Genomic DNA, 21,904 nt, shown 5'->3' on the forward strand with positions numbered 1-21,904 from the left:
CGGCGTGCCGGGGCAGTGCCGTCGCCGGTGCCGCCGGGTGTTCGGTGTGGTCGGGGGACGGTCAGGTGGAAGGCCGCATGGCGCGCAGCGCGGTCAGCTGGTCCAGGAACCAGCGGGCCGGGGGGAGTGCCGTCGCCGACGCCGCCAGGCGCTTGGTGCGCTCGGTGCGCTCGTCCGGGTTCATGGTCAGGGCCTCGTGCAGGGCGCCGGCCGTCTCGACGACGTCGTACGGGTTGACCGTGATCGCGTCCTCGCCCAGTTCCTCGTGGGCGCCCGCCTCCCGCGACAGCACCAGCGCGCAGCCCGCTTCGGAGACGACCGGGACCTCCTTGGCGACCAGGTTCATGCCGTCGCGGATGGGGTTGACCAGGGCCACGTCCGCCAGCCGGTACGCGGCGAGCGAGCGCGCGAAGTCGTCCCTGACGTGCAGGACGACCGGCCGCCAGCCGGGTGTGCCGTGCCGCTCGTTGATCTCCTCCGCGACCTTCTGGACCTCGGCCGTGTAGTCGCGGTACACGGCGAGGTCCTGCCGGGAGGGGTAGGCGAAGGCGACATGCACCACCCGCTCGTGCCACTCGGGGCGGTCGTCCAGGAGCTGCCGGTACGCCAGCAGGCCGCGCACGATGTTCTTCGACAGCTCGGTGCGGTCCACCCGGACGATCGCCCGGCGCGGGTGGCCGTCGGGTGCCGTGCCGATCTCCTCCCGCAGTACCGCGATCCGTTCCTCGACGTCCGCCTCGCGGGCGCGGGCGCGCAGGAAGTCCGCATCCGCGCCGAGACCGTGCACCCCGACCTCCGTGTGCCCGGGCCCGTCCGTGAACCGTTCGCAGCACGCGGTGAACGCGTCCGCCCAGCGGTGGGTGAGGAAGCCGAGCCGGTCGGCGCCCAGCATGCCGCCCAGCACCTGCCGTGCGATGTCGTCGGGCAGCATCGCGAAGTACTCCGGCGGGGCCCACGGCGTGTGCGAGAAGTGCCCGATGCGCAGGTCGGGGCGGAGCTCGCGGAGCATCCGGGGGACGAGGGTCAGGTGGTAGTCCTGTACCAGGACCGCCGCGCCCGGCGCCGCCTCCTCGGCCAGTGCCTCGGCGAACGCGCGGTTGTAGCTCTCGTACGAGGCCCACTGGCGGCGGAACTCCGCGTCGAAGACCGGCTCCACCGGGGTCTGGTACAGCATGTGGTGCACGAACCACAGCACCGAGTTGGCGATCCCGTTGTACGCGTCCGCGTGGACGTCCGCCGGGATGTCCAGCATCCGCACGCCGTCCTCGCCGGCTCCGCGCCGTACGGCCTCGCGGTCGCCGTCGGACAGCGCCGAGCAGACCCACAGCGCGCCGGCCTCCGGCCCGATCGCCGACAGTCCGGACACCAGCCCGCCACCGCCCCGCTTCGCCCGCAGCGACCCGTCGTCCAGAACCTCGTACGAGACCGGCCCCCGATTGGAGGCGACCAGCACCTGAGCAGCACCGAAGCTTGAAGCCATACGCCACAACCTAGCCCGGCCCCCGGAACCTCAAACGTGTCTTCGCGCACCACGGCGGCGATTCGGTCACGCGCCGTGGGTCAGGCCACCCGCCGCTCCTGGTACTCCGCGATGTCCGCCATCGGGGGGCGTTCCTCCGTGTCGACGGAGTAGGTACGGGGTTCGAAGGTGGCACCCGTGCGTTCGAACTGGGTGAGCGACGGCCGGATCAGGTGGCCGCGGGCCAGCCGCAGCTGGGCGGTGCGGTAGATCGCGGCGGCCATCCGGCCGAGGGCCTGGCCGTCCTGGTGCCGGTGCTTGCGCACCCCGACGTCGACCTGGGCCAGCGCGTCCAGGCCCACCAGGTGCAGGGCGTCGACCAGCATGCCGAGCTCGACGCCGTACCCGACGGGGAAGGGGAGCTGTTCGAGGAGGGAGCGGCGGGCCGCGTACTCGCCGCCGAGCGGCTGGACGAAACCGGCCAGCTGGGGCCAGTGCATGTTCAGCAGCGGGCGGGCCATCAGCTCCGTGACCCGGCCGCCCTGCCCGGCGGCGATCGCGCCCGGGGCGTGTCCGTCGGACATCGTGAGGGGACGGTCGTACATCGCCTTGACCAGGTGGACGTCCGGCTCGGTCAGCAGCGGGCCGACGATGCCGGAGACGAAGTCGGAGGAGAACTCCCTGAGGTCCGCGTCGACGAAGCACACGATGTCGCCCCGGGTGACCAGCAGCGACCGCCACAGCACCTCGCCCTTGCCGGGCACCGCCGGTATCCGGGGCAGGACCGCGTCCCGGTGCACCACCGTCGCGCCCGCCGCCGCGGCCGCCTCGGCCGTGCGGTCGGTCGAACCCGAGTCGATCACCACGACCTCGTCGACCAGCGGGACCTGGAGCATCAGGTCGTGCCGGATCGCCGACACGATGGCGCCGACCGTCGCCTCCTCGTTCAGCGCGGGCAGGACCACGCTCACCGTCTGCCCCGTGGCACGTTTCGCCGCCAGGATCCGGTGGAGCGGGCGGTCCGCCACGGACCAGGAGCGGTCGGTCAGCCAGCGCTCGACTTCTTCCAGCACGCTCCCCGGCTCCTCACTGCCTGTGATCCATCTCGCGGTTCGGACGGACTGTCTCGACCCTCCGGGCCTCGGTTACAGTCTTGAACAACGCCGATGACCTTCGCATGCCGGGGTCGTCGAGCCCACAACTGAACACCGCTCATCCAGAGGGGCAGAGGGATACGGCCCGATGAAGCCCCGGCAACCCTCCAGTCGGTTCCTGTCACGCGGACGTGGCGAGGCTCCCGGCTAGGGAAGGTGCCAAATCCGTCTCACGGCGAGATGCGTCGTGAGGAAGATGAGGAGAAAGGGCCTCGCCTCACATGGCTGTGCAGACTGCTGAAGACACCCCCGGATCCGCCGCCGCGAACGCCGTCGACCTGGGCCCCGCCACCGCGCTCTCCTGTCGCGAATGCGGGCACCGCGTCCCCCTCGGCCCGGTCTTCGCCTGCGAGGAGTGTTTCGGCCCGCTGGAGATCGCCTACGACTTCTCGGCGTACGACACCGAAGAGCTCCGCAAGCGGATCGAAGCGGGACCCGCGAACATCTGGCGCTACGCCCCCCTGCTGCCCGTTCCGGCGGACGTGGCGACCAAGCCGAACATCAACCCCGGCTGGACCAAGCTCGTCCAGGCCGACAACCTCGCGCGGGAACTCGGCGTCGACCCCGGCAAGCTGTTCGTCAAGGACGACTCCGGCAACCCGACGCACTCCTTCAAGGACCGCGTCGTCGCCCAGGCCATCGAGGCCGCCCGCGCCTTCGGCTTCACCACCCTGTCCTGCTCCTCCACCGGGAACCTCGCCGGCGCGGTCGGTGCCGCCGCCGCCCGGGCCGGCTTCCGCTCCTGTGTGTTCATCCCGCACGACCTGGAGCAGGGCAAGGTCGTCATGGCCGCCGTCTACGGCGGTGAGCTCGTCGGCATCGAGGGCAACTACGACGACGTGAACCGTTTCTGCTCCGAGCTGATCGGCGACTCGGCCGGCGAAGGCTGGGGCTTCGTCAACGTCAACCTGCGGCCGTACTACGCGGAGGGGTCCAAGACCCTCGCGTACGAGATCTGCGAGCAGCTGGGATGGCGCCTCCCCGACCAGATCGTCATCCCGATCGCCTCCGGCTCGCAGCTCACGAAGATCGACAAGGGACTGCAGGAGCTGATCAAGCTCGGTCTCGTCGAGGACAAGCCGTACAAGATCTTCGGGGCGCAGGCGGAGGGCTGCTCGCCGGTCTCCACGGCGTACAAGGCCGGGCACGACGTCGTCCGTCCGCAGAAGCCGGACACGATCGCCAAGTCGCTGGCGATCGGGAACCCGGCGGACGGGCCGTACGTGCTGGACATCGCCCGGCGCACGGGTGGTGCGGTCGAGGACGTCAACGACGATCAGGTCGTCGACGCGATCAAGCTGCTGGCGCGGACCGAGGGGATCTTCGCGGAGACCGCAGGGGGTGTGACCGTGGGAGTCACCAGGAAGCTTCTCGAGAGCGGGGCGCTCGACCCGTCGCTGACCACGGTCGTGCTGAACACGGGGGACGGGCTCAAGACGCTGGACGCGGTGGCCGGCACCGGGATGACCGCGACCATTCGTCCCACCCTGGAGTCGTTCCGTGAGGCCGGGCTCGGCTGAGCCGTTCCGTCCCCGGCGCCGTCGTGGCCGCCCGCGCCCGCGCGGCGGAGCCGCATGTCCCTGCAGTCCCGCCCCCCCAGGGGCGTCACCTGACCGGAGGTTTTGTTGTGAGCGTCACTGTTCGGGTCCCGACCATCCTGCGTACCTACACCGGCGGCAAGGCCGAGGTGAGTGCCGAAGGCGCGACCCTCGCCGAGGTCGTCTCGGATCTGGAGAAGAACCACACCGGGATCGCCGCCCGGGTCCTGGACGACCAGGGCAAGCTGCGCCGGTTCGTCAACGTCTACGTCAATGACGACGACGTGCGGTTCGAGCAGGGGCTCGAGACGGCCACCCCGGACGGCGCATCCGTGTCGATCATCCCGGCGGTCGCCGGCGGCTGATCATTACCGTCGGTTCATTACCATCGGTCATCGCCGTTACCGAGGGTTGAGGACTTCGCCCCCTCCGTGAGAGATGCGGAGGGGGCAATTCCATGGGGTTGAGCGCGGTAGAGTTGGGGAACGCGCTCCCGATCCACTGATCGAGGACCGTGAATTCCTGCCGTACGCCCGACTGGATGTAGCCAAAGTGCGGGCGCCCTTCGCGGCATTTGCGACCTTTGTCCGGCCCGACTTGCCCTGAGATCGTGTGAATTCTCGCCAGATTCCGGACCGGTGTCGTCCAGATTTCTCGTCCGACTGACCTGTTGCAGACGGCAGTTGGGCAGATACATTCAGCCGCGGTCGACGCGTTCCGGCGCACGCCCCCAACCGTTGGGGGGTGAGGTCTGACCCGGATTCGCGAAGTGCGGATCTGTGCAAGGGCCAGTAATAGGGGAGTTAGGCATGGCTCAGGGCACCGTCAAGTGGTTCAACGCGGAGAAGGGGTACGGCTTCATCGCGGTCGACGGTGGTGCGGATGTTTTCGTCCACTACAGCGCGATTCAGATGGACGGCTACCGCACCCTCGAAGAAGGCCAGCGGGTCGAGTTCGAGATCTCGCAGGGTCAGAAGGGCCCGCAGGCCGACATGGTTCGTCTCAGCGCCTGAACGCGCTCACAACCAGCAAGCATCTTCTGCTGACGAAGGGCCCGCACCTCCCGGGGTGCGGGCCCTTCGCCGTGCCCGCACAGCGCCGGGGTGCCGGCCTTCGCCGTGCCCGCACAGCGCCGCGGCCGGTGTTCGCGCGCGGCTGAGCGCCCCGTGTACTCCCCATAGGCGCTTGCACTCGCATGGGTCGAGTGCTAATCATTGCGTTAGCACTCTGAAGGTGAGAGTGACAACGAAGGACCGGGTCGGTGAGGCCCGCGGACCGTGTGGGGCAAGGAACCACAGGGTCGGCGAGCCGTCCGTCGCGGGCGCGGGCGCGGTCCGAAGGAATCACCCCCAGTCCTGGAGGGACCACTTCACATGGCCAAGATCATCGCGTTCGACGAGGAGGCGCGGCGCGGCCTCGAGCGCGGCATGAACCAGCTCGCGGACGCCGTCAAGGTGACGCTCGGCCCCAAGGGCCGCAACGTCGTCCTCGAGAAGAAGTGGGGCGCTCCCACGATCACCAACGATGGTGTGTCCATCGCCAAGGAGATCGAGCTCGAGGACCCGTACGAGAAGATCGGCGCCGAGCTGGTCAAGGAAGTCGCCAAGAAGACGGACGACGTCGCCGGTGACGGTACGACCACCGCGACCGTTCTCGCCCAGGCCCTGGTCAAGGAGGGCCTGCGCAACGTAGCCGCCGGCGCCAACCCGATGGCCCTCAAGCGCGGCATCGAGAAGGCCGTCGAGGCCGTCTCCGGCGCCCTGCTCGAGCAGGCGAAGGATGTCGAGACCAAGGAGCAGATCGCCTCCACGGCCTCCATCTCCGCCGCCGACACCCAGATCGGCGAGCTCATCGCCGAGGCCATGGACAAGGTCGGCAAGGAAGGCGTCATCACCGTCGAGGAGTCCCAGACCTTCGGTCTTGAGCTGGAGCTCACCGAGGGTATGCGCTTCGACAAGGGCTACATCTCGGCGTACTTCGCCACCGACATGGAGCGTATGGAGGCCGTCCTCGACGACCCGTACATCCTGATCGCGAACTCCAAGATCTCCAACGTCAAGGACCTGCTCCCGCTGCTGGAGAAGGTCATGCAGGGCGGCAAGCCGCTGCTGATCATCGCCGAGGACGTCGAGGGCGAGGCCCTGTCGACCCTGGTGGTCAACAAGATCCGCGGCACCTTCAAGTCCGTCGCCGTCAAGGCCCCCGGCTTCGGCGACCGCCGCAAGGCCATGCTCGGCGACATCGCCATCCTCACGGGCGGCGAGGTCATCTCCGAGGAGGTCGGCCTCAAGCTGGAGAACGCGACGCTCGACCTGCTGGGCAAGGCCCGCAAGGTCGTCATCACCAAGGACGAGACCACCATCGTCGACGGTGCCGGCTCGGCCGACCAGGTCCAGGGCCGTGTCAACCAGATCCGCGCCGAGATCGACAACAGCGACTCGGACTACGACCGCGAGAAGCTGCAGGAGCGCCTGGCGAAGCTCGCCGGCGGTGTCGCGGTCATCAAGGCCGGTGCCGCCACCGAGGTGGAGCTCAAGGAGCGCAAGCACCGCATCGAGGACGCCGTGCGCAACGCCAAGGCGGCCGTCGAGGAGGGCATCGTCGCCGGTGGTGGCGTGGCCCTGCTGCAGGCCTCCCAGGTCTTCGACAAGCTGGAGCTCGAGGGTGACGAGGCGACCGGCGCCAACGCCGTGAAGCTCGCCCTGGAGGCCCCGCTGAAGCAGATCGCCGTCAACGGTGGTCTCGAGGGCGGCGTCGTCGTGGAGAAGGTCCGCAACCTCCAGGTCGGCCACGGTCTGAACGCCGCGACCGGTGAGTACGTCGACATGATCGCCGAGGGCATCATCGACCCGGCGAAGGTGACCCGTTCCGCTCTGCAGAACGCCGCCTCCATCGCCGCGCTGTTCCTCACCACCGAGGCCGTCATCGCCGACAAGCCGGAGAAGGCCGCGGCTCCGGCCGGCGGCGGCATGCCGGGCGGTGACATGGACTTCTGATCCCTCGAGGATCGGATCCGTCCGTAGCGTGACGAGGGCGGCACCCCCCTGCGCAGGGGGGTGCCGCCCTCGGGCGTTGCGGCGGGGTGGGTCAGAGGTTGCCCAGGGGTTCGATGTCGATTCTGACGGGCGTGCCCCACACGCGCAGTACCTCGTAGTCGGTGAACTCGTGCACGATCCGGTACGCCATGGCGGGCCGGGGCCCGCGCCGCTGTGCCACGATGAACAACTCGGCCTCGCGCCGGTCCCGGCGCGGGGTTCCGCACAGCTGCCACGCCTGTCCGTTCCACAGTTCCGGCAGCCAGCGCTGCTGCGGCTGCGGCCGGTCGGCGCGCATCCCGTACCGGGACGGGGCGGGTTCGGCGGCCGGGGCCTGCGGGGCGGGGCCGTTGAACTCGGCGCGGCGGGCGGTGCGGCGCCGGGTCTCGCAGAGCAGGCACAGGTCGGGGGCGCTCTCGTCGACCGGTCCGGTGGGGTGCTCCGCGCAGCGCGTGCTGGGTACGGCCGTGGTGACGGTCTCCTCCAGCAGGTCCAGGGCCCGCCGCAGATCGTCCTTCACTTCGTGCAGCTTGGCGTCCAGGGTGTCGGCGGACAGCGACTCGCCGTGCTCACCCAGGACCCGCAGGGCCCGGCCCAGGGCGGTGAGCTGCGCGTGGTTCATGGTGGGTGCTCCAGGTGGGGGACAGGTCCAGTATCCATCCCGGGGTTCCCCGGGTCAGCCCGCTGCCGCTGCCGCTGCCAGCGCCTCGCGCAGGTGGCCGTCGGACTCCGCGAGGAGACGGGTGGCGGTGGGGCCGTCCACGCCGGCCAGCAGGACCAGGATCGCGTTCTTGACCTCGCCGTCCGTGGCGGACAGGGCACGCTCGACGGCTTCGTTGTCCGCTCCCGTCACCTGCGCGACGATACGGCGGGAGCGGGCGTGCAGCTTCTCGTTCGAGGCGCGGACGTCGACCATCAGGTTCCCGTACGTCTTGCCCAGCCGGATCATCGTGATCGTCGACAGCATGTTCAGGACGAGCTTCTGGGCCGTGCCGGCCTTGAGACGGGTGGAGCCGGTGAGGAACTCCGGGCCCACGACGACCTCGATGCCGTGCTCGGCCGCGGCCGCCAGCGCGCTGCCCCGGTTGCAGGCCAGGCCCACGGTGAGGGCCCCGTGTGCGCGGGCGTAGGCGACGGCGCCGATCGCGTACGGGGTGCGGCCGGAGGCGGAGATGCCGACCACCGTGTCGTCGGCGGTCAGTTTCAGCGCGGCGAGGTCGGACTCGGCCAGTTCTCGGGAGTCCTCGGCGCCCTCCACCGAGGTGACCATGGCGTCCGGGCCGCCCGCGATCAGGCCGACGACCCGCGCGGGGTCGGTGTTGAACGTCGGCGGGCACTCGGAGGCGTCCAGCACGCCCAGCCGTCCGGCGGTGCCCGCGCCCGCGTAGACCAGCCGTCCGCCGCGGGCCATCCGCGCGGCGACGGCGTCGATCGCGGCGGCGATCAGGGGCACCTGCCCGGCCACGGCACCGGCCACCGAGGCGTCCTCCCGGTTCATCAGCCGGGCGATCTCAACAGTGGGCAACCGGTCGACATCGGCCAGCTCCGGCCGGTGTGCCTCGGTGGTCAGCGACTCCAGTTGGGCGCGCAGGACGCGGTGGTGGGAGGCAGAAGGCATGGGTGAATTTTCCGATTCGGGGTGGGGCGACTTGCCCGGGGGCGCGGGGCTCTGTCGATATGCGGCTTCGCCGCGGGGGCGTGATCGGCCACGGGTCGCCCGCGGCCGACGACGCCGAGGCGCCTTGACGGCGTTTGCGGTGGTCAGGGATTCGGCATGGGTGGTCTTTCCGGTTTCGGGTCGGCGGCACACTCAGGGGCGCGGGGCTCTGTCGACGTGCGGCTTCGCCGCGGGGGCGTGATCGGCCACGGGTCGCCCGCGGTCCGACGACGCCGGCGCACCCTTCACGGCCCTTTGCGGAGCACCCGGTGCCGATGCGCGAGAGCCTCGTACGAAGCGGCCAGCGCCGGCGCCGCCGCCTCGTACGTCCGCTGGGCGACGCCCACGAACAGGCAGTCCACCACCAGCAGTTGCCCCGTCCGGGAGGACATCGCGGCCGGGCGCAGCTCGCTCTCGCGGGCCGTGGAGGTGGTCAGGACGTGGTCGGCGTACTGCGTGACGGCGCTGTCCGGGCGGCCGGTGACCGCCACCGTCGTGGCCCCGTGCTCGAAGGCCACCCGGAGCGGCTCTATGACGTCCCCGGTCGATCCGGAGTGGGTGATGGCGATCGCCACGTCACCCGAGCGGAGCTGCACCGCGTTGGTGACGGCGAGATGCGGGTCGCTGTGGGCGTGCGCCAGCAGGCCTATGCGCAGCAGTTTCTGGGTGAGGTCCTGGGCGACGAGCCCCGACGCGCCGACCCCGTACACATCCGTGCGGCGGGCGCCGGCCAGGGCGGTCACGGCGGCGGCGAGCTGCACGGTGTCGAGTCCGGCCGCGGTGTCGGCGAGGGTCTGCTGCTCGTCGTAGGCGAGCTTGGACACGACGTCGGCTATGGGGTCGTCCACCGCGATGTCCGTGGTGATGGCGGGTGCCCGCCCGGACTGCTGCTGGGCGGCGAGTCCGGCCAGGGCGAGGCGCAGGTCGCGGTAGCCGGGGTAGCCGAGCAGCCGGGCGGTGCGGACGACGGTGGCCTCGCTGGTGCCGGTGAGTTCGGCGAGTCCGGTGACCGTGAGGGCCGCGCAGCCGGCCGGGTCGTCGGCGACGGCCTCGGCGACCCGCTGCATGGAACGGGTCATCGACGGAGCCAGCGTGCGCACCTTGGCCGCGAGGGCGGCGGGCGCGGGCGGGGCGGGAGGCGCGGGAGGTGCGGGAGGTGAGGGAGTGGTGCGCGGACCCCTCCCGGAAATTTCCTTCACTTCATCGGTCACACGGTGAAAGATATTTTCAGCAGGGTCCCGGGGTCAAGAGTGCGCACAATGGGGACATGGACCCCCAGCACCCCCACGGCGAACCCGCCGCCCGCCCACTCGCCCCTCTCGAACAAGCGTTGCACGCGGCCCGCGCCCTCGTGCTGGCCGATCTGGTCGCGCGCGAGGTCGCCGAGGCGGACGTGGTGTCCCTGGTCGAGGACTCCGTGACGCACCGGCGCTGGTGGGTCGAGCAGTGGCCCGAGGGCGCCGGGTTCCTCGCCGGGCTGGTCGCCCAGGACGTCCAGGACGCCCTGCTGGAGCGGTACGGCCGCTGGCCGCTGTGCCCCGTGTGCCCCACCGGTGACCCGCACGCCCTGGAGGTGGAGCCCGAACTCGGCCCGGACCCGCACTGGGTGTGCCACAAGGCGGGCGTGAAGGTCGCCGCCGTGGGCGGCCTCGGCGTGGCGGGGTCCGCGTGACCGTGTACATCGACCCGCCCACCTGGCCGGGCCACGGCCGGATGTGGTCCCACCTCGTCAGCGACATCTCCTACGCCGAACTGCACACCTTCGCCGCCGGCCTGGGCGTGCCCCGCCGCGCCTTCGAACGCGACCACTACGACATCCCCCAGCACCGGTACGCGGACGCGGTGCGCGCCGGGGCGCTCGAGGTCAGCAGCCGCGAGGTGGTGGTGCTGCTGCACGGGGCAGGACTGCGGCGGCGCAAGAGGGCGGCTCAGCCCCGCAGTTCGTAGGTCAGCCGGCCCCCGTCCTCGCAGACCTGGACGAAACCGGCCCGTGCGACGACCCCCCGCGAGGGCTCGTTCCCCCGCTCCACGACGGCGACCACGGTCCGTACGGCGTCCTGCTCCAGCGCCCAGCGCGACAGGGTGCGCAGTGCCTCGGTGGCGTAACCGTGGCCGCGGGCGCCCGCCACGAGGTCGTAGCCGATCTCCACGCGGCCGTCGGCGTCGGGGGCCGCGTGGAAGCCCATCGCGCCCACCGCGCGGTCGTCGTCGCGGCGGACCAGCACATACATGCCCCACTCCGGGTGGAACTCGCCTTCCTCGTACTGCTTGACCATGATTCCGGCGCCCTCGCGCGTGCCGTCGGCGGCGGCGCCGCCGACCCACTCGTAGCCGCCGTCACCCGCCAGGGACAGGTCGGCGGCGGTCGCCGGGGTGACGCCCTCCAGGGTGAGCCGCTGCGACCGGTGCACCGGGTTGTTGCTCCAGCGCCAGGCGGTGACGGGCTCCCGCCCGGGAAGGTCGCCGCGTCCGGTGGCCCACAGCAGCGTCCGCCACGGGGTGGCGCCGGGCCGCACCCGCGGGAAGATCCGGGTCAGGACGAAGGAGGCCAGCTCGGCGGGCGGCTCGTAGCCGATCCCCAGCCCTTCGGCGATGTCGTGCGTGTGCAGCAGCACCTCCGCCACACCCATGGCGGCGAAGCCCTCGCGGTTCGCGTGCCGGAACGGGTACGGGTGGAACGCGCGGACCGCGCGCGGGGTGGTGCGGACGGCGGCGGCAAGCAGCGCACCGGTCGTGGTGATCACCTGGAGGACGCCCTCGTTGTCGGCGGGGTCCAGACCGTCGTCACTGCCGTCGAGGGTGATCTCGAAGGGCGTGTACGCGTCCTGCGCCCGGCCGGCGAGCTGGCCCGCGTACGCGATGAGATCGCTTGCGATGTGCTCCGCCGTCCTCCGGCAGTCCCACTCCAGCCGTCCGGCCGCGGCCCCCCTCCAGTCCCGGTCGGTGACCGCCCCCAGCGCCGCCACGCAACCCGCGACGGCTTCCTCCACCTGTTCCGCTCCCACAGCACGCATGCGGGGCAGGCTAGGACGGTGACAGGGGCGTGGTCGACAGCATTTCCAGTTCGCCGCGCATGTTGTACCGGGCGGTGGCCTCCCAGTGCTCCTGCCCGTACGGCGTACGGAACAGCCTCGGCAGGGCGAGGAGTTGGCGCAGCACCTCGGCGCGGCCCGCCCGGAAGGCGTCGTTCGGCACGAAGGAGTACTCCTCACGGACGGCGGCGGTGTAGGCGGCGTACGACGACGGCGACGCGGCGAGGATCGCGAGGTCGGCGTCGCACAGCACCTGGCCGTCGCGGTCGTCGTCGGCCGGATCGTGCGTGACGGTGAGCCGCACCAGCCGGGCGACCTCGGCGGTCTTCGCCGCCGGCACCCCGGCCTCAGGGAGGGCGCGCTCGGCGAGCCGGGCGGAACGCTCCTCGTTCTCGGACCGGTCCGGCAGGTACACGGCGTCGTGGAACCAGGCCGCCAGCCGTACGACGTCCGGGTCCACGGCCCGGTCCGCCAGCTCGTCGACGTGGTCGAGGACCGCCGTGAGATGGGTGAGCGTGTGGTAGTGCCGCTGCGGTTCCTGCCAGCGGCCGAGCAGGTTCTCGGCGTACGGCGACGGATCGGGACCGCCGCCGGGCCCGCGGGCCCCTTCCAGGGCACGGGCGAAACGGGCACGCAGGACTTCGGTGTCGGCCATCTCCTCATTGTCCTCACCGCGCGCCCGTCCCCACTAGCGTGGACGGCATGACGACTCCTGCGGATGTGCGGAACGTACGAGACCCCGAGCTGCCCGGGCGGCTGCTGACCGTCGAGCGGGACGCGCTGATCCCGCTGCTGCGGGGGAGGAACGACGCGGACTTCGCGCTGCCGGTGCCGGCGTGTCCGGCGTGGACGGTGCGGGATGTGCTGGCGCACTGCTCGGCGGCGCTGTCCCGGGTGGTGGAGAGCCGGTTCGAGGAGGGTGTGTTCTCGCCCGAGAGCAACGAGCGGGACATCGCCGAGCGGGCCGGGTGGACCCATGCCCGGGTCATGGACGAGCTGGAGCACGGCATGACCGAGGCCGGTCCGCTGATCGCCCGGGCGGGCGGGCTGCTGGACGTCCTCGCGCTCGGCGAGTGGGTGCACGCCGGGGATGTGCGGGTCGCGCTCGGTGAGCCCGGCGCGTACGCGGGCGCGGGGCTGCCGTACGCGCTGGACCTGCTGGGGCAGGTCACGATCCGGCGGAAGCATCTTCCCCTGCACGCCGACCTCGACGACGCCGACGAGCCGCTGCGGCTGGGCGACACCACGGGGGAGCGTCCCCCGGCCCGCTTCATCGGCGACGGTCCGACGCTCGTACGGCTGTACGCGGGACGCCCGCTGGACGGGGCCGCCTCGTACGAGCTGGCCGGGGTGGAGGCTGCGGAGCTGAACATCTTCGGGGACTGACGCGCGGTCCCTCGCGGGGGTGGGGGAGCCCTGTCGGGGTGGTCGGGCGTAGGCTGGATTGGACTAGACCTGTAGTGGACAGGCATGTCCTGTAGCCGCCGGCGCCCGGCAGCCGGCGGCTTCAGCCCGCCGAGCCCGACCTAGCCCGATGAATGGGGTCCCATGAGCAAGCGTGCAGTCCTGGAGGTGATCGCCCTCGATGTCGAGGACGCGGTGGCCGCCCAGGCCGGAGGTGCGGACCGCCTCGAGCTGGTCACCGACATGGCGGCGGACGGACTCACACCGGCCGCGGCGACCGTCGCGCGGATCCGGGCGGCTGTGGACATTCCGGTGCGGGTGATGCTGCGGCTCGCGGACGGATTCGCCGCCGGTGATGTGGAGCGGCTGGCGCGGGTCGCGGGTGAGATGCGTGCTGCCGGGGCGGAGCAGTTCGTGCTCGGGTTCCTCGACGCCGGGGGCGGGGTGGATCTGGAGGCGGTGGAGCGGGTCGCCCGGGCGCTGGAGGGGTGCCGGTGGACGTTCCACCGGGCGATCGACCGGGCCGCCGACCGGTGGGCGGTGCGCAAGCAGCTCGCGGACTTTCCCGGGCTGGACACCTACCTGACGGCCGGGGCGGCGGAGGGAGTGGACGTGGGGCTGCCGACGCTGCTCGCGGAGGCGGGGCGGCGGGGGGAGCCGGGGTACGAGCAGCAGTTGCTGGTGGGGGGTGGGTTGCGGTTGGAGCATGTGCCGGGGTTGTTGGATGCCGGGATCGATGCCTTCCATATTGGTGGGGCGGCTCGGCCGGAGGGGTGGGGCGGGCCGGTTCGCGCGGATGCGGTTGCACGGTGGCGGCGGGTGTTGGGGGACTGAGCCGCTGTTGCTTGGTCCCTGGGGGATGTCGCTGGGCGGGGGGTGTTGCGCAGCCCGGCGCTTGCGGGGTGCCGTCGCGCCCACCCGTGCCGCCCTGCGGCACGACTGCCCGCGGGAACGGTGGGGCCGACTGCCTGCGGGAACGGTGGGGCCGACTGCCTGCGGCGAGGTGGGGATCGTCAGGTCAGTTGGTGGGGCAAGGGGGTTGTGTGGGTCACGATCAGGCCGGAGACCGCTCGGGTCAGGGTGACGTACAGGCGGCGCAGGCCGGTGCGTTCGTCGGGTTCGGCGGCGACCACCGCGCGGGGTTCGTGCAGGAGCACGTAGTCGTACTCCAGGCCCTTCGCCAGGGAGGCCGGGACCAGGGTCAGGCGGGTGGCGTGGGTGGTCTCCTCCCCGGGGGCGATGAAGGTGATCCCCGCCGCAGTCAGGGCCTGGGCCAGCTCCGGGATGTCGGTGTCCGCCGCGATCAGGCCCACCGAGCCCTCGTGGCCGAGGAGTTCGCGGCACGCGGACACCACGTCGTCCGTTCCCCCGGACCGGCGGACCTCGAAGAAGCCGGGGTTCTCGCGGATCGACGCCACCGGGGTCAGACCGGGCGCGATGTGCGGGAGGAGGCGGGAGGCGTAGCCGATGACGTCCGTCGGGACACGGAAACCCGCCGTCAACTCCTCGATCACCGCGTCCTGTTTGCCCAGGTGGAGCAGGGCCTCCTGCCAACTGCGGGTCGCCCACGGGGTGGTGCCCTGGGCCAGGTCGCCGAGGACCGTCGCCGAACCGGTCGTGCAGCGCCGGCCCACCGCGCGGTACTGCATGGGGGACAGGTCCTGCGCCTCGTCGAGCACCACATGCCCGAGGGAGTGCGTGCGCCGGACGAGGTCGGCCGCCTCGTCGATCAGGACCGCGTCGGCGAGTGACCACTTCGCCGACTTCACCGAGCGGGCGGGCTTCGCCCACAGGATCGCTCTCTGCTCCTGCTCGTCGAGCAGGCCCGCCGCGTGCTCCGCGAGGAACTCCGGGTCGCCCAGCAGCCGCAGCACCAGCTTCGCCGGGTCGACCGCCGGCCAGACCGCCTTCACCGCCGCGTTCACCGCGGCGTTGCGCGCCACCGCGTCCTGGACGCGATCGTCCGGCGCCTCACCGGCCCGCTCCATCTGCACCAGCACCGCGTGCGCGACGCGCTGCGGAAGGGCCTCGCGGGCGGCGCCGTAGCGGATGTCGCGGTCGAGCAACTGCTGGACCAGCTCCTCCAGTTCGTACGCCGGCAGCCGCCACCGGCGGGAGCCGCGGACGACCACGACCGGCTCGGTGGGCATTGTGACGTGGGAGTAGAGCGCCCTGCGCAGGACCTGCGCCATCCGGGCGTCGCCCTTCACCACCGCCGCCGGCGCGTCGTCCGTCCCGCGCACCTCGACATGCGCCACCAGGTCGTCCACGGTGGCCTGCGCGACGGTCAGCTCGCCCAGCGCCGGGAGCACCTGCTCGATGTAGTGCAGGAACGACCGGTTCGGCCCGACGACCAGGGTGCCGGCGCGGGCCAGCCGCTCGCGGTGCGCGTACAGCAGATACGCCACCCGGTGCAGACCGACGGCCGTCTTGCCGGTCCCGGGTCCTCCCTGCACGCACACACTGCCCGAGAGGCCGGACCGTACGATCTCGTCCTGCTCGGGCTGGATGGTCGCGACGATGTCCCGCATCGGGCCGACGCGCGGACGCTCGATCTCCTGCTGGAGCAGCTTGCTGGTGGTCGCCGCCTCGGCCGGGTCGGAGAGGTGCTCGTCCTCGTACGCGGTGAGGTCGCCGCCGGTGTAGCCGAAGCGGCGGCGCAGCGCGATGTCCAGCGGCTCCTTCTTGGACGCCCGGTAGAACGGCTGTGACACCGGCGCGCGCCAGTCGATCACCATCGGGTCGCCGTCCGCGTCGTGCACATGCCGGCGTCCGATGTGCAGTGTTTGATAAGCAGCCTCCGGCTGCGGGCGTTCCCCTTCCGCGCCTTCCGCTCCCTCGGCGCCGGGCGCGTGCAGGTAGTCGAGGCGGCCGAAGAACAGCGGGGTGCCGCTGAGGTCGGCCAGCGCCTTGACGCGCTCCTCGATCTGGCGCTGCAGGACGGCCGCGTTGACCCAGTTCGCGGTGACATCGCTGATGTCGAGCGCCTCGACGTCCTCGCGCATGGCGCGCAGCGCGGAGCGGGACGCGGCGAGGTGGGAGCGTTCGCGGGCGAGCGGGCCGTCGCCCGCAAAATCGGGAACGTCGAGGGGTTCGTCTACGGGCGTGGACGCGGACAAGGGGGTGCCTCCCGGGGGCCTGCTGCGGGGACTGCTGCGGAATACCGGTCGGTTTCCGTGTACCGGCCGGTTTCCGTCCGGACGGCGGCGCTCCGTGAGGGGAGGCGGGCAAGAGCGGAGATTCTAGGACGCGGGGACGGTGAGCTCCAAACGGTTTGTGCGCCGGACGGGGCGCCGTGCCGGGTACCGCCGTGGCCGGGCCGGGTACGACCCGTGGCCTGGCCGGTCAGCCGCTACGGGGTGAACCGTCCGCCGTCCGCACGCCGGGCGCTTCGACCGGCCGCCGCGCGGGTCCCGTGGTCAGCGAGGCGAGCAGGGCGAGCCGTTCGGCGTCCGCGGTCCCCGGCTCTGCGTGGTAGATCGCGAGCATGATGCCGTCGGGACCGTCGACGTCCAGTTTGGACATGGTGAGGTTGAGCTCGCCGACCTGCGGATGGTTCATTCCGATCGGTCCGGTGCCCAGCTGCCGCACATCGTGGCGTGCCCACACCTGCCGGAACTCCTCGCTGGCCAGGGAGAGTTCGCCGACGAGCTGGACGACCCGCGGGTCGTCGATCTCGGGCCCGAGCCGCCGGCGGAAGGCGGCGACGCACCGGGACGCCGTGTCGGACCAGTCCGTGTGCAGGGCCTGCTCGGCGGGGTCGAGGAAGAACGACCGGAGCCGGTTCTCCCCCACGCGGATGCTCGGGGCCAGCGCGGTGGCGAGCGGGTTGGCCGCGATCACGTCGAGGGACCTGTCCGTCACGAAGGCCGGCAGCCCCATCGCCTCGATCAGCTGGACCGTGGCCGGCGGAACGGCCGGCCGCGGGGTCCGGCGCTGGGCGCGGGGGCGCGGCGCGGCGAGCTGGTGGAGGTAGCCGGTCGCGGTGTCGTCGAGCCGGAGCACCCGGGCCAGCGCGTCGAGGACCTGCGCCGAGGGGTTGCGGTCACGGCCCTGCTCCAGCCGCAGGTAGTAGTCGGAGCTGATGCCGGCGAGCATCGCCACTTCCTCCCGGCGCAGCCCCGGCACCCGCCGGATCCCGTGGGCCGGCAGACCGAAGTCGGCGGGGGTCACCAGTTCGCGGCGCGCCCGGAGGTAGTCCCCGAGCAGATTCTCCTCAGGCATGCGTTCCATCGTAGGCGCGCGGGGCCGCTCGTCCCTGTCCCTGTCACTCCCAGGATCGCCAGGGACCTGGGCCGGGCGGCCGGGGAGTCGGACGGTGGGGCCATGAGCACTTCGACCACATCCCTCCCCGGCGGCACCTGGACGATGGGCGATCTGACCGTCGCCCGCTTCGGCTACGGGGCCATGCAGCTGACCGGCCCCGGCGTCATGGGGCCTCCGGCCGATCACGACGGCGCCCTCGCGGTCCTGCGCGAAGCAGTACGTCTCGGCATCACCCACATCGACACCGCCGACGCCTACGGGCCGCACGTCACGAACCGGCTGATCCGCGAAGCCCTGCACCCCTACCCCGAGTCCCTGCGCATCGTGACCAAGGTGGGTGCGGTCCGCGACGCCCAGGGCGGCTGGCCCCCGGCCCGGGAGCCGGACGATCTGCGCCGGTCCGTCCACAGCAACCTGGAGAACCTCGGCGTCGAGACGCTGGACCTCGTCAACCTGCGGCTCGGCGACGCCGCGGGCCCGCAGCCCGGCTCGCTCGCCACGGCGTACGAGACCCTGGTCGAACTCCAGCAGCAGGGCCTGATCCGGCACCTCGGCCTGAGCAACGCGACCAGGGAGCAGATCGCCGAGGCGCGGACGATCGCCCCGTTCGTCTGTGTGCAGAACCTCTACAACCTGGCCCACCGTCAGGACGACGACCTCGTCGACCTGCTCGCCGAACAGGGCGTCGCCTATGTGCCGTTCTTCCCGCTGGGTGGCTTCAGCCCTCTGCAGTCCTCGGCGCTCTCCGCCGTGGCCGCCCGGCTCGGCACCCGCCCGATGTCCGTCGCCCTGGCCTGGCTGCTGCACCGGTCGCCCAACATCCTGCTCATCCCCGGGACGTCGTCGGTGGCGCATCTGCGGGAGAACATCACCGGCGCGGGCATCACCCTGTCCGGGGAGGACATCGCCGAACTGGACTCCATCGGCCGCTGATCCGCCCCTCGCGACCTGTCGCCGGACCACCCACAGCGGTCCGGCGGCGGCGCGCGGGTCGTCGTCCCCCGGGGGGCCTGACAACCCCCGGCGATGCCGCGTCCCCTAGGGGACGCCCCGTCCTGCCTGAGGGGTACCCGTCGCTCTGGAGGCGTACCCGAAGGGACCGCGAACAGGTCCCTTCGACCGATGCCGGAACCGGGGTCGGAGAGCAACCATGGACATATGAGCGCAGCGACCATCAACCCCACGACACCGCCGGTCCGGCCGACCGGCGCGACCCCGGTCCAGGGCAGTCATCCGCACCGCATCGGCGATGCCCTGCGCGCCGTCAAGGTCTTCCTCGGCGCCGCCTTCGACGTGATCGTCCTCGGCGAGTACGGCGAGGAAGCGGGCGTCCGCCGCACGTAGGCGGCCGGCCGGCCGCCCGTCCGTCTGCCCGTCCGTCCGGGCAGGGCGGCGGTCGTCGTGTCCGGGCTGCCCGGCCGGAGACCCCCGGCCCGAACGGGGCCGCCCCCTTACCGTCGGCCCGAACGTGACGCGGCGGTGACGTCTGCGTCCGATCCCGATCCCGATCCCGATCCCGAGTCCGATCCCGATCCCGATCCCGAGTCCGATCCCGATCCCGATCCCGAGTCCGGGTCCGAGGCCGTTCCGGGTCGTGTGTGCAGAAGCTCGCGGGCCTGCTCCGCGGCGCGGGTCATGGTCTCGGAGATGAAGTCGAGGAAGCGGGCGGCGTTCTCCAGGCGCGTGGCGGCCGGAGTGCCCGGCCCCATGACGCCGACACCCTGCCGTGAGGTCTCGGCGATCTGCGCCGTGGAACGGGCGCTGGCCATCATCGACCGGTACCAGATGTTCTCGTCGAAGCCGTAGCGCTCACGACGGCCTTCCGCGCGTTCCCGGCGGACGAGGTCCTGGCTCTCCAGGAACGTGACCGCCTTGGAGATGGTCGCCGGGCTGACCTGGAGGCGCTGCGCGAGTTCGGCGGCGGTGAGGCTGCCGCTGTCGGTGAGGGCCAGGCAGGCCATGACCCGGGCCATCATCCTGGGCGTGCCCGACGCGATGAAGGCGGTCGTGAGTGTCTCCTCGTACGCGCGCACGGCCTCCGCGTCGCGTCCGTGAGCCTCCGGGAGCGCCTTCGCCGCCCGGGACGCCGCCGCCGGTCTGCGCCGTTGGGCGCGGCGTTCGGTGGCGCGCTGCGCGAGTTCCGCGCGGTAGGCGGTGGGCCCGCCGTTGCGCATCACCTCACGCGTGATCGTCGAGGTGGGGCGATCGAGACGCCTGGCGATCTCCGCGTAGGCGAGGCCGTCGGCCAGTCCCAGCGCGATCTGCTGACGTTCCTGCTGGGTGAGCCTGCCTCCTGGCAACGCGATCCCTCCTTCGTGGTCCGTGCAGCCGCCAGCATAGCGATCACTCTCATTTCATTGCAACGAGCGCGAGAGGGCTTGTTGCGTTAAGGGTCGACCCGTTGCAACGATATCGGTGCTCTGGCGTGGAGATTTAAGGGTTGTATGCAACAAGTGCGTTGCCGAAATTATGAACGCAACGTAGCGTTTCTGTTGTTGGAAACGGCAGCGCGAAGGAGTTCACGATGTGTTTCGGAGAACCCACATGACCGGCTCGGCCATCGCGGCGCACGGGCTGCACAAGTCCTACGGCGACAAGGTCGTACTCGACGGCGTCGACCTGACCGTCCCGGAAGGGACGATCTTCTCCCTGCTGGGACCGAACGGCGCCGGCAAGACCACCGTCGTCAAGATCCTCTCCACCCTCGTCACCGCGGACGCCGGCGAGCTGAGGGTGGGCGGCCACGACCTCGCCGCCGACCCGCAGGCCGTGCGGGCCGCGATCGGGGTCACCGGCCAGTTCTCCGCCGTGGACGGCCTGATCACGGGCGAGGAGAACATGCTGCTGATGGCGGACCTGCACCACCTCTCCCCGCGTGAGGGGCGACGGGTGGCCGCCGAGCTGCTGGAGCGGTTCGACCTCACCGAGGCGGCGAAGAAGCCGGCCTCCACCTATTCCGGCGGCATGAAACGGCGCCTCGACATCGCCATGACCCTGGTCGGCGGTCCGCGGATCATCTTCCTCGACGAGCCGACCACCGGCCTCGACCCGCGCTCCCGCCACACGATGTGGCAGATCATCCGCGAACTCGTCACGGGCGGTGTCACCGTCCTCCTCACCACCCAGTACCTGGAGGAGGCCGACGAACTCGCCCACCGCATCGCCGTGCTCCACGACGGCCGGATCGCCGCCGAAGGCACCGCCGCCGAACTCAAGCGGCTCGTCCCCGGAGGACACGTCCGGCTCCGCTTCACCGACCCCGCCGGCTACCGGTCCGCCGCCTCCGCGCTGCGCGGGTCCTCCGGGGACGAGGAGTCCCTCGTCCTGCGGATCCCCTGCGACGGCAGCCGGCGCGAGCTGCGCTCCGTCCTCGACCGGCTCGACTCGGCCGGCGTCGAGACGGACGAACTCACCGTGCACACCCCCGACCTCGACGACGTCTTCTTCGCCCTGACCGGTGGCGCCGCCGTCCCCCACCAGCCCACGGAGGCCGTCCGATGAGTACCTTCGCCCTGGCCGTGCGCGACTCGTCCACGATGCTGCGCCGCAACCTGCTGCACGCCCGGCGCTACCCGTCGCTCACGCTGAACCTGCTGCTCACGCCGATCATGTTGCTGCTGCTCTTCGTCTACGTCTTCGGCGACGTGATGAGCGCGGGCATCGGCGGCGGAGCCGACCGTTCCGCGTATGTCGCCTACCTTGTACCGGGCCTGCTGCTGATGACCATCGGCAGTACCACGATCGGCACGGCGGTCTCCGTCTCCAACGACATGACCGAGGGCATCGTCGCCCGGTTCCGCACCATGGCCATCCACCGGGGGGCCGTGCTCATCGGACATGTCGTCGGCAGCGTGCTGCAGTCGGTGACGAGCGTGGTCGTCGTGGGCGCCGTCGCCGTGGCCATCGGCTTCCGCACGACGGACGCCACCGCCCTGGAGTGGCTGGCCGCGTTCGGACTGCTCGTGCTGTTCGCGCTGGCGCTCACCTGGATCGCGGTCGGCATGGGGCTGGTCAGCCCGAACGCCGAGGCCGCCAGCAACAACGCGACGCCACTGATCCTGCTGCCGCTGCTGTCCAGCGCCTTCGTCCCCGTCGACGGTATGCCGGGCTGGTTCCGGCCGATCGCCGAGTACCAGCCGTTCACCCCGGCGATCGAGACCCTGCGAGGACTGCTCCTCGGCAGCGAGATCGGTCACCACGGCTGGCTGGCCCTGGCCTGGTGCACGGGGCTGACCGTGCTCGGCTACTTCTGGTCGGCCGCCAGGTTCGACCGCGACCCGAAGTGACCCCCGGGGGCTCCGCCCCGGTTTCGCCGGCGGGCCTGTCGCTGCTGCCCTCGGTGTCCGTCCTGGTGCCGAC

At 71.6% G+C, this 21,904-nt stretch carries 22 protein-coding genes and 1 riboswitch; of the genes, 12 read left to right on the forward strand and 10 right to left on the reverse strand.

What is annotated here, in order from left to right:
- Nucleotides 1-61: 61 nt before the first annotated feature.
- Together ACIF9R_RS08435 and ACIF9R_RS08440 are read right to left on the reverse strand one after the other, a co-directional pair.
- Nucleotides 62-1,480 carry a trehalose-6-phosphate synthase gene (locus tag ACIF9R_RS08435; RefSeq protein WP_399976070.1) on the reverse strand — a complete coding sequence of 473 codons (1,419 nt, stop codon included), beginning with the start codon at nucleotides 1,478-1,480 and terminating at the stop codon, nucleotides 62-64.
- Nucleotides 1,481-1,560: 80 nt separating this feature from the next.
- The gene (locus ACIF9R_RS08440) at nucleotides 1,561-2,532 is read right to left on the reverse strand and encodes a glucosyl-3-phosphoglycerate synthase (protein ID WP_399976072.1); all 972 of its coding nucleotides are present in this window, start codon (nucleotides 2,530-2,532) and stop codon (nucleotides 1,561-1,563) included.
- 136 nt (nucleotides 2,533-2,668) lie between these two features.
- Nucleotides 2,669-2,816, forward strand: a riboswitch (SAM riboswitch).
- 18 nt (nucleotides 2,817-2,834) lie between these two features.
- Between ACIF9R_RS08440 and thrC the strand changes: the two genes are divergently transcribed.
- The 4 genes from thrC to groL all read left to right on the forward strand — a co-directional run bounded on the left by thrC (nucleotide 2,835) and on the right by groL (nucleotide 7,147).
- Nucleotides 2,835-4,133, forward strand: coding sequence for a threonine synthase (gene thrC / locus ACIF9R_RS08445; protein WP_399976075.1), 1,299 nt, complete (start codon nucleotides 2,835-2,837; stop codon nucleotides 4,131-4,133).
- Between the two features lie 107 nt (nucleotides 4,134-4,240).
- Entirely contained in the window at nucleotides 4,241-4,516 is a 276-nt protein-coding gene (locus ACIF9R_RS08450) for a MoaD/ThiS family protein (protein WP_399976078.1), read from the forward strand.
- A gap of 444 nt (nucleotides 4,517-4,960) precedes the next feature.
- Nucleotides 4,961-5,164, forward strand: a complete 204-nt coding sequence (locus ACIF9R_RS08455) for a cold-shock protein (protein ID WP_004929928.1) — start codon at nucleotides 4,961-4,963, stop codon at nucleotides 5,162-5,164.
- Nucleotides 5,165-5,524: 360 nt separating this feature from the next.
- Nucleotides 5,525-7,147, forward strand: a complete 1,623-nt coding sequence (groL, locus tag ACIF9R_RS08460) for a chaperonin GroEL (protein WP_399976082.1) — start codon at nucleotides 5,525-5,527, stop codon at nucleotides 7,145-7,147.
- A gap of 91 nt (nucleotides 7,148-7,238) precedes the next feature.
- On the opposite strand, the gene ACIF9R_RS08465 is transcribed toward groL, so the two are convergent.
- The 3 genes from ACIF9R_RS08465 to ACIF9R_RS08475 all read right to left on the reverse strand — a co-directional run bounded on the left by ACIF9R_RS08465 (nucleotide 7,239) and on the right by ACIF9R_RS08475 (nucleotide 10,054).
- Entirely contained in the window at nucleotides 7,239-7,808 is a 570-nt protein-coding gene (locus ACIF9R_RS08465) for a hypothetical protein (protein ID WP_399976085.1), read from the reverse strand.
- Nucleotides 7,809-7,862: 54 nt separating this feature from the next.
- On the reverse strand, nucleotides 7,863-8,804 hold the full coding sequence (gene murQ, locus ACIF9R_RS08470) for an N-acetylmuramic acid 6-phosphate etherase (RefSeq protein WP_399976087.1): 942 nt from the start codon (nucleotides 8,802-8,804) through the stop codon (nucleotides 7,863-7,865).
- A gap of 284 nt (nucleotides 8,805-9,088) precedes the next feature.
- Nucleotides 9,089-10,054 (reverse strand): MurR/RpiR family transcriptional regulator, encoded by a 966-nt coding sequence (locus tag ACIF9R_RS08475; protein ID WP_399976089.1) that lies wholly within the window; start codon nucleotides 10,052-10,054, stop codon nucleotides 9,089-9,091.
- Nucleotides 10,055-10,110: 56 nt separating this feature from the next.
- Here ACIF9R_RS08475 and ACIF9R_RS08480 point away from each other — a divergent pair, with 56 nt between their 5' ends.
- Both ACIF9R_RS08480 and ACIF9R_RS08485 read left to right on the forward strand, forming a co-directional pair.
- Nucleotides 10,111-10,515, forward strand: a complete 405-nt coding sequence (locus ACIF9R_RS08480; protein WP_399976091.1) for a hypothetical protein — start codon at nucleotides 10,111-10,113, stop codon at nucleotides 10,513-10,515.
- Nucleotides 10,512-10,790, forward strand: coding sequence for a DUF4031 domain-containing protein (locus ACIF9R_RS08485; RefSeq protein WP_399976094.1), 279 nt, complete (start codon nucleotides 10,512-10,514; stop codon nucleotides 10,788-10,790). The genes ACIF9R_RS08480 and ACIF9R_RS08485 overlap by 4 nt, the downstream gene beginning before the upstream one ends.
- Here ACIF9R_RS08485 and ACIF9R_RS08490 read toward each other — a convergent pair.
- Nucleotides 10,772-11,857 carry a GNAT family N-acetyltransferase gene (locus tag ACIF9R_RS08490; protein ID WP_399976096.1) on the reverse strand — a complete coding sequence of 362 codons (1,086 nt, stop codon included), beginning with the start codon at nucleotides 11,855-11,857 and terminating at the stop codon, nucleotides 10,772-10,774. The two genes, ACIF9R_RS08485 and ACIF9R_RS08490, sit on opposite strands and share 19 nt — an antisense overlap.
- 10 nt (nucleotides 11,858-11,867) lie before the next feature.
- Nucleotides 11,868-12,530 (reverse strand): hypothetical protein, encoded by a 663-nt coding sequence (locus ACIF9R_RS08495; protein ID WP_399976099.1) that lies wholly within the window; start codon nucleotides 12,528-12,530, stop codon nucleotides 11,868-11,870.
- A 47-nt stretch (nucleotides 12,531-12,577) separates the two neighbouring features.
- Here ACIF9R_RS08495 and ACIF9R_RS08500 point away from each other — a divergent pair, with 47 nt between their 5' ends.
- Both ACIF9R_RS08500 and ACIF9R_RS08505 read left to right on the forward strand, forming a co-directional pair.
- Nucleotides 12,578-13,261: a maleylpyruvate isomerase family mycothiol-dependent enzyme gene (locus ACIF9R_RS08500; RefSeq protein WP_399976102.1), complete on the forward strand. Its 684-nt coding sequence runs from the start codon at nucleotides 12,578-12,580 to the stop codon at nucleotides 13,259-13,261.
- Between the two features lie 162 nt (nucleotides 13,262-13,423).
- A complete protein-coding gene (locus tag ACIF9R_RS08505; RefSeq protein ID WP_399976104.1) occupies nucleotides 13,424-14,113 on the forward strand; it encodes a copper homeostasis protein CutC in 690 nt (229 codons plus the stop codon).
- Between the two features lie 179 nt (nucleotides 14,114-14,292).
- On the opposite strand, the gene ACIF9R_RS08510 is transcribed toward ACIF9R_RS08505, so the two are convergent.
- Together ACIF9R_RS08510 and ACIF9R_RS08515 are read right to left on the reverse strand one after the other, a co-directional pair.
- Nucleotides 14,293-16,398, reverse strand: a complete 2,106-nt coding sequence (locus ACIF9R_RS08510; protein ID WP_399976106.1) for a HelD family protein — start codon at nucleotides 16,396-16,398, stop codon at nucleotides 14,293-14,295.
- Nucleotides 16,399-16,624: 226 nt separating this feature from the next.
- Complete coding sequence (locus tag ACIF9R_RS08515) at nucleotides 16,625-17,512, reverse strand: helix-turn-helix domain-containing protein (protein WP_399976109.1); 888 nt, start codon at nucleotides 17,510-17,512, stop codon at nucleotides 16,625-16,627.
- A 93-nt stretch (nucleotides 17,513-17,605) separates the two neighbouring features.
- Here ACIF9R_RS08515 and ACIF9R_RS08520 point away from each other — a divergent pair, with 93 nt between their 5' ends.
- Both ACIF9R_RS08520 and ACIF9R_RS08525 read left to right on the forward strand, forming a co-directional pair.
- Entirely contained in the window at nucleotides 17,606-18,478 is an 873-nt protein-coding gene (locus ACIF9R_RS08520) for an aldo/keto reductase family oxidoreductase (protein ID WP_399976112.1), read from the forward strand.
- Nucleotides 18,479-18,703: 225 nt separating this feature from the next.
- Nucleotides 18,704-18,889, forward strand: a complete 186-nt coding sequence (locus ACIF9R_RS08525) for a hypothetical protein (protein ID WP_399976114.1) — start codon at nucleotides 18,704-18,706, stop codon at nucleotides 18,887-18,889.
- Between the two features lie 107 nt (nucleotides 18,890-18,996).
- Here the strand turns inward: ACIF9R_RS08525 and ACIF9R_RS08530 are convergent, their stop codons facing one another.
- Entirely contained in the window at nucleotides 18,997-19,845 is an 849-nt protein-coding gene (locus ACIF9R_RS08530; RefSeq protein ID WP_399976117.1) for a helix-turn-helix domain-containing protein, read from the reverse strand.
- Between the two features lie 244 nt (nucleotides 19,846-20,089).
- On the opposite strand from ACIF9R_RS08530, the gene ACIF9R_RS08535 reads away from it, so the two are divergent.
- Together ACIF9R_RS08535 and ACIF9R_RS08540 are read left to right on the forward strand one after the other, a co-directional pair.
- Complete coding sequence (locus ACIF9R_RS08535; RefSeq protein WP_399976120.1) at nucleotides 20,090-21,046, forward strand: ATP-binding cassette domain-containing protein; 957 nt, start codon at nucleotides 20,090-20,092, stop codon at nucleotides 21,044-21,046.
- Complete coding sequence (locus tag ACIF9R_RS08540; RefSeq protein ID WP_399976123.1) at nucleotides 21,043-21,831, forward strand: ABC transporter permease; 789 nt, start codon at nucleotides 21,043-21,045, stop codon at nucleotides 21,829-21,831. The genes ACIF9R_RS08535 and ACIF9R_RS08540 overlap by 4 nt, the downstream gene beginning before the upstream one ends.
- The last annotated feature ends 73 nt before the right edge of the window (nucleotides 21,832-21,904 follow it).

Origin of the sequence: Streptomyces sp. NPDC086080 (genome assembly GCF_044540255.1) — a bacterium.
Taxonomy (GTDB): Bacteria; Actinomycetota; Actinomycetes; order Streptomycetales; family Streptomycetaceae; genus Streptomyces.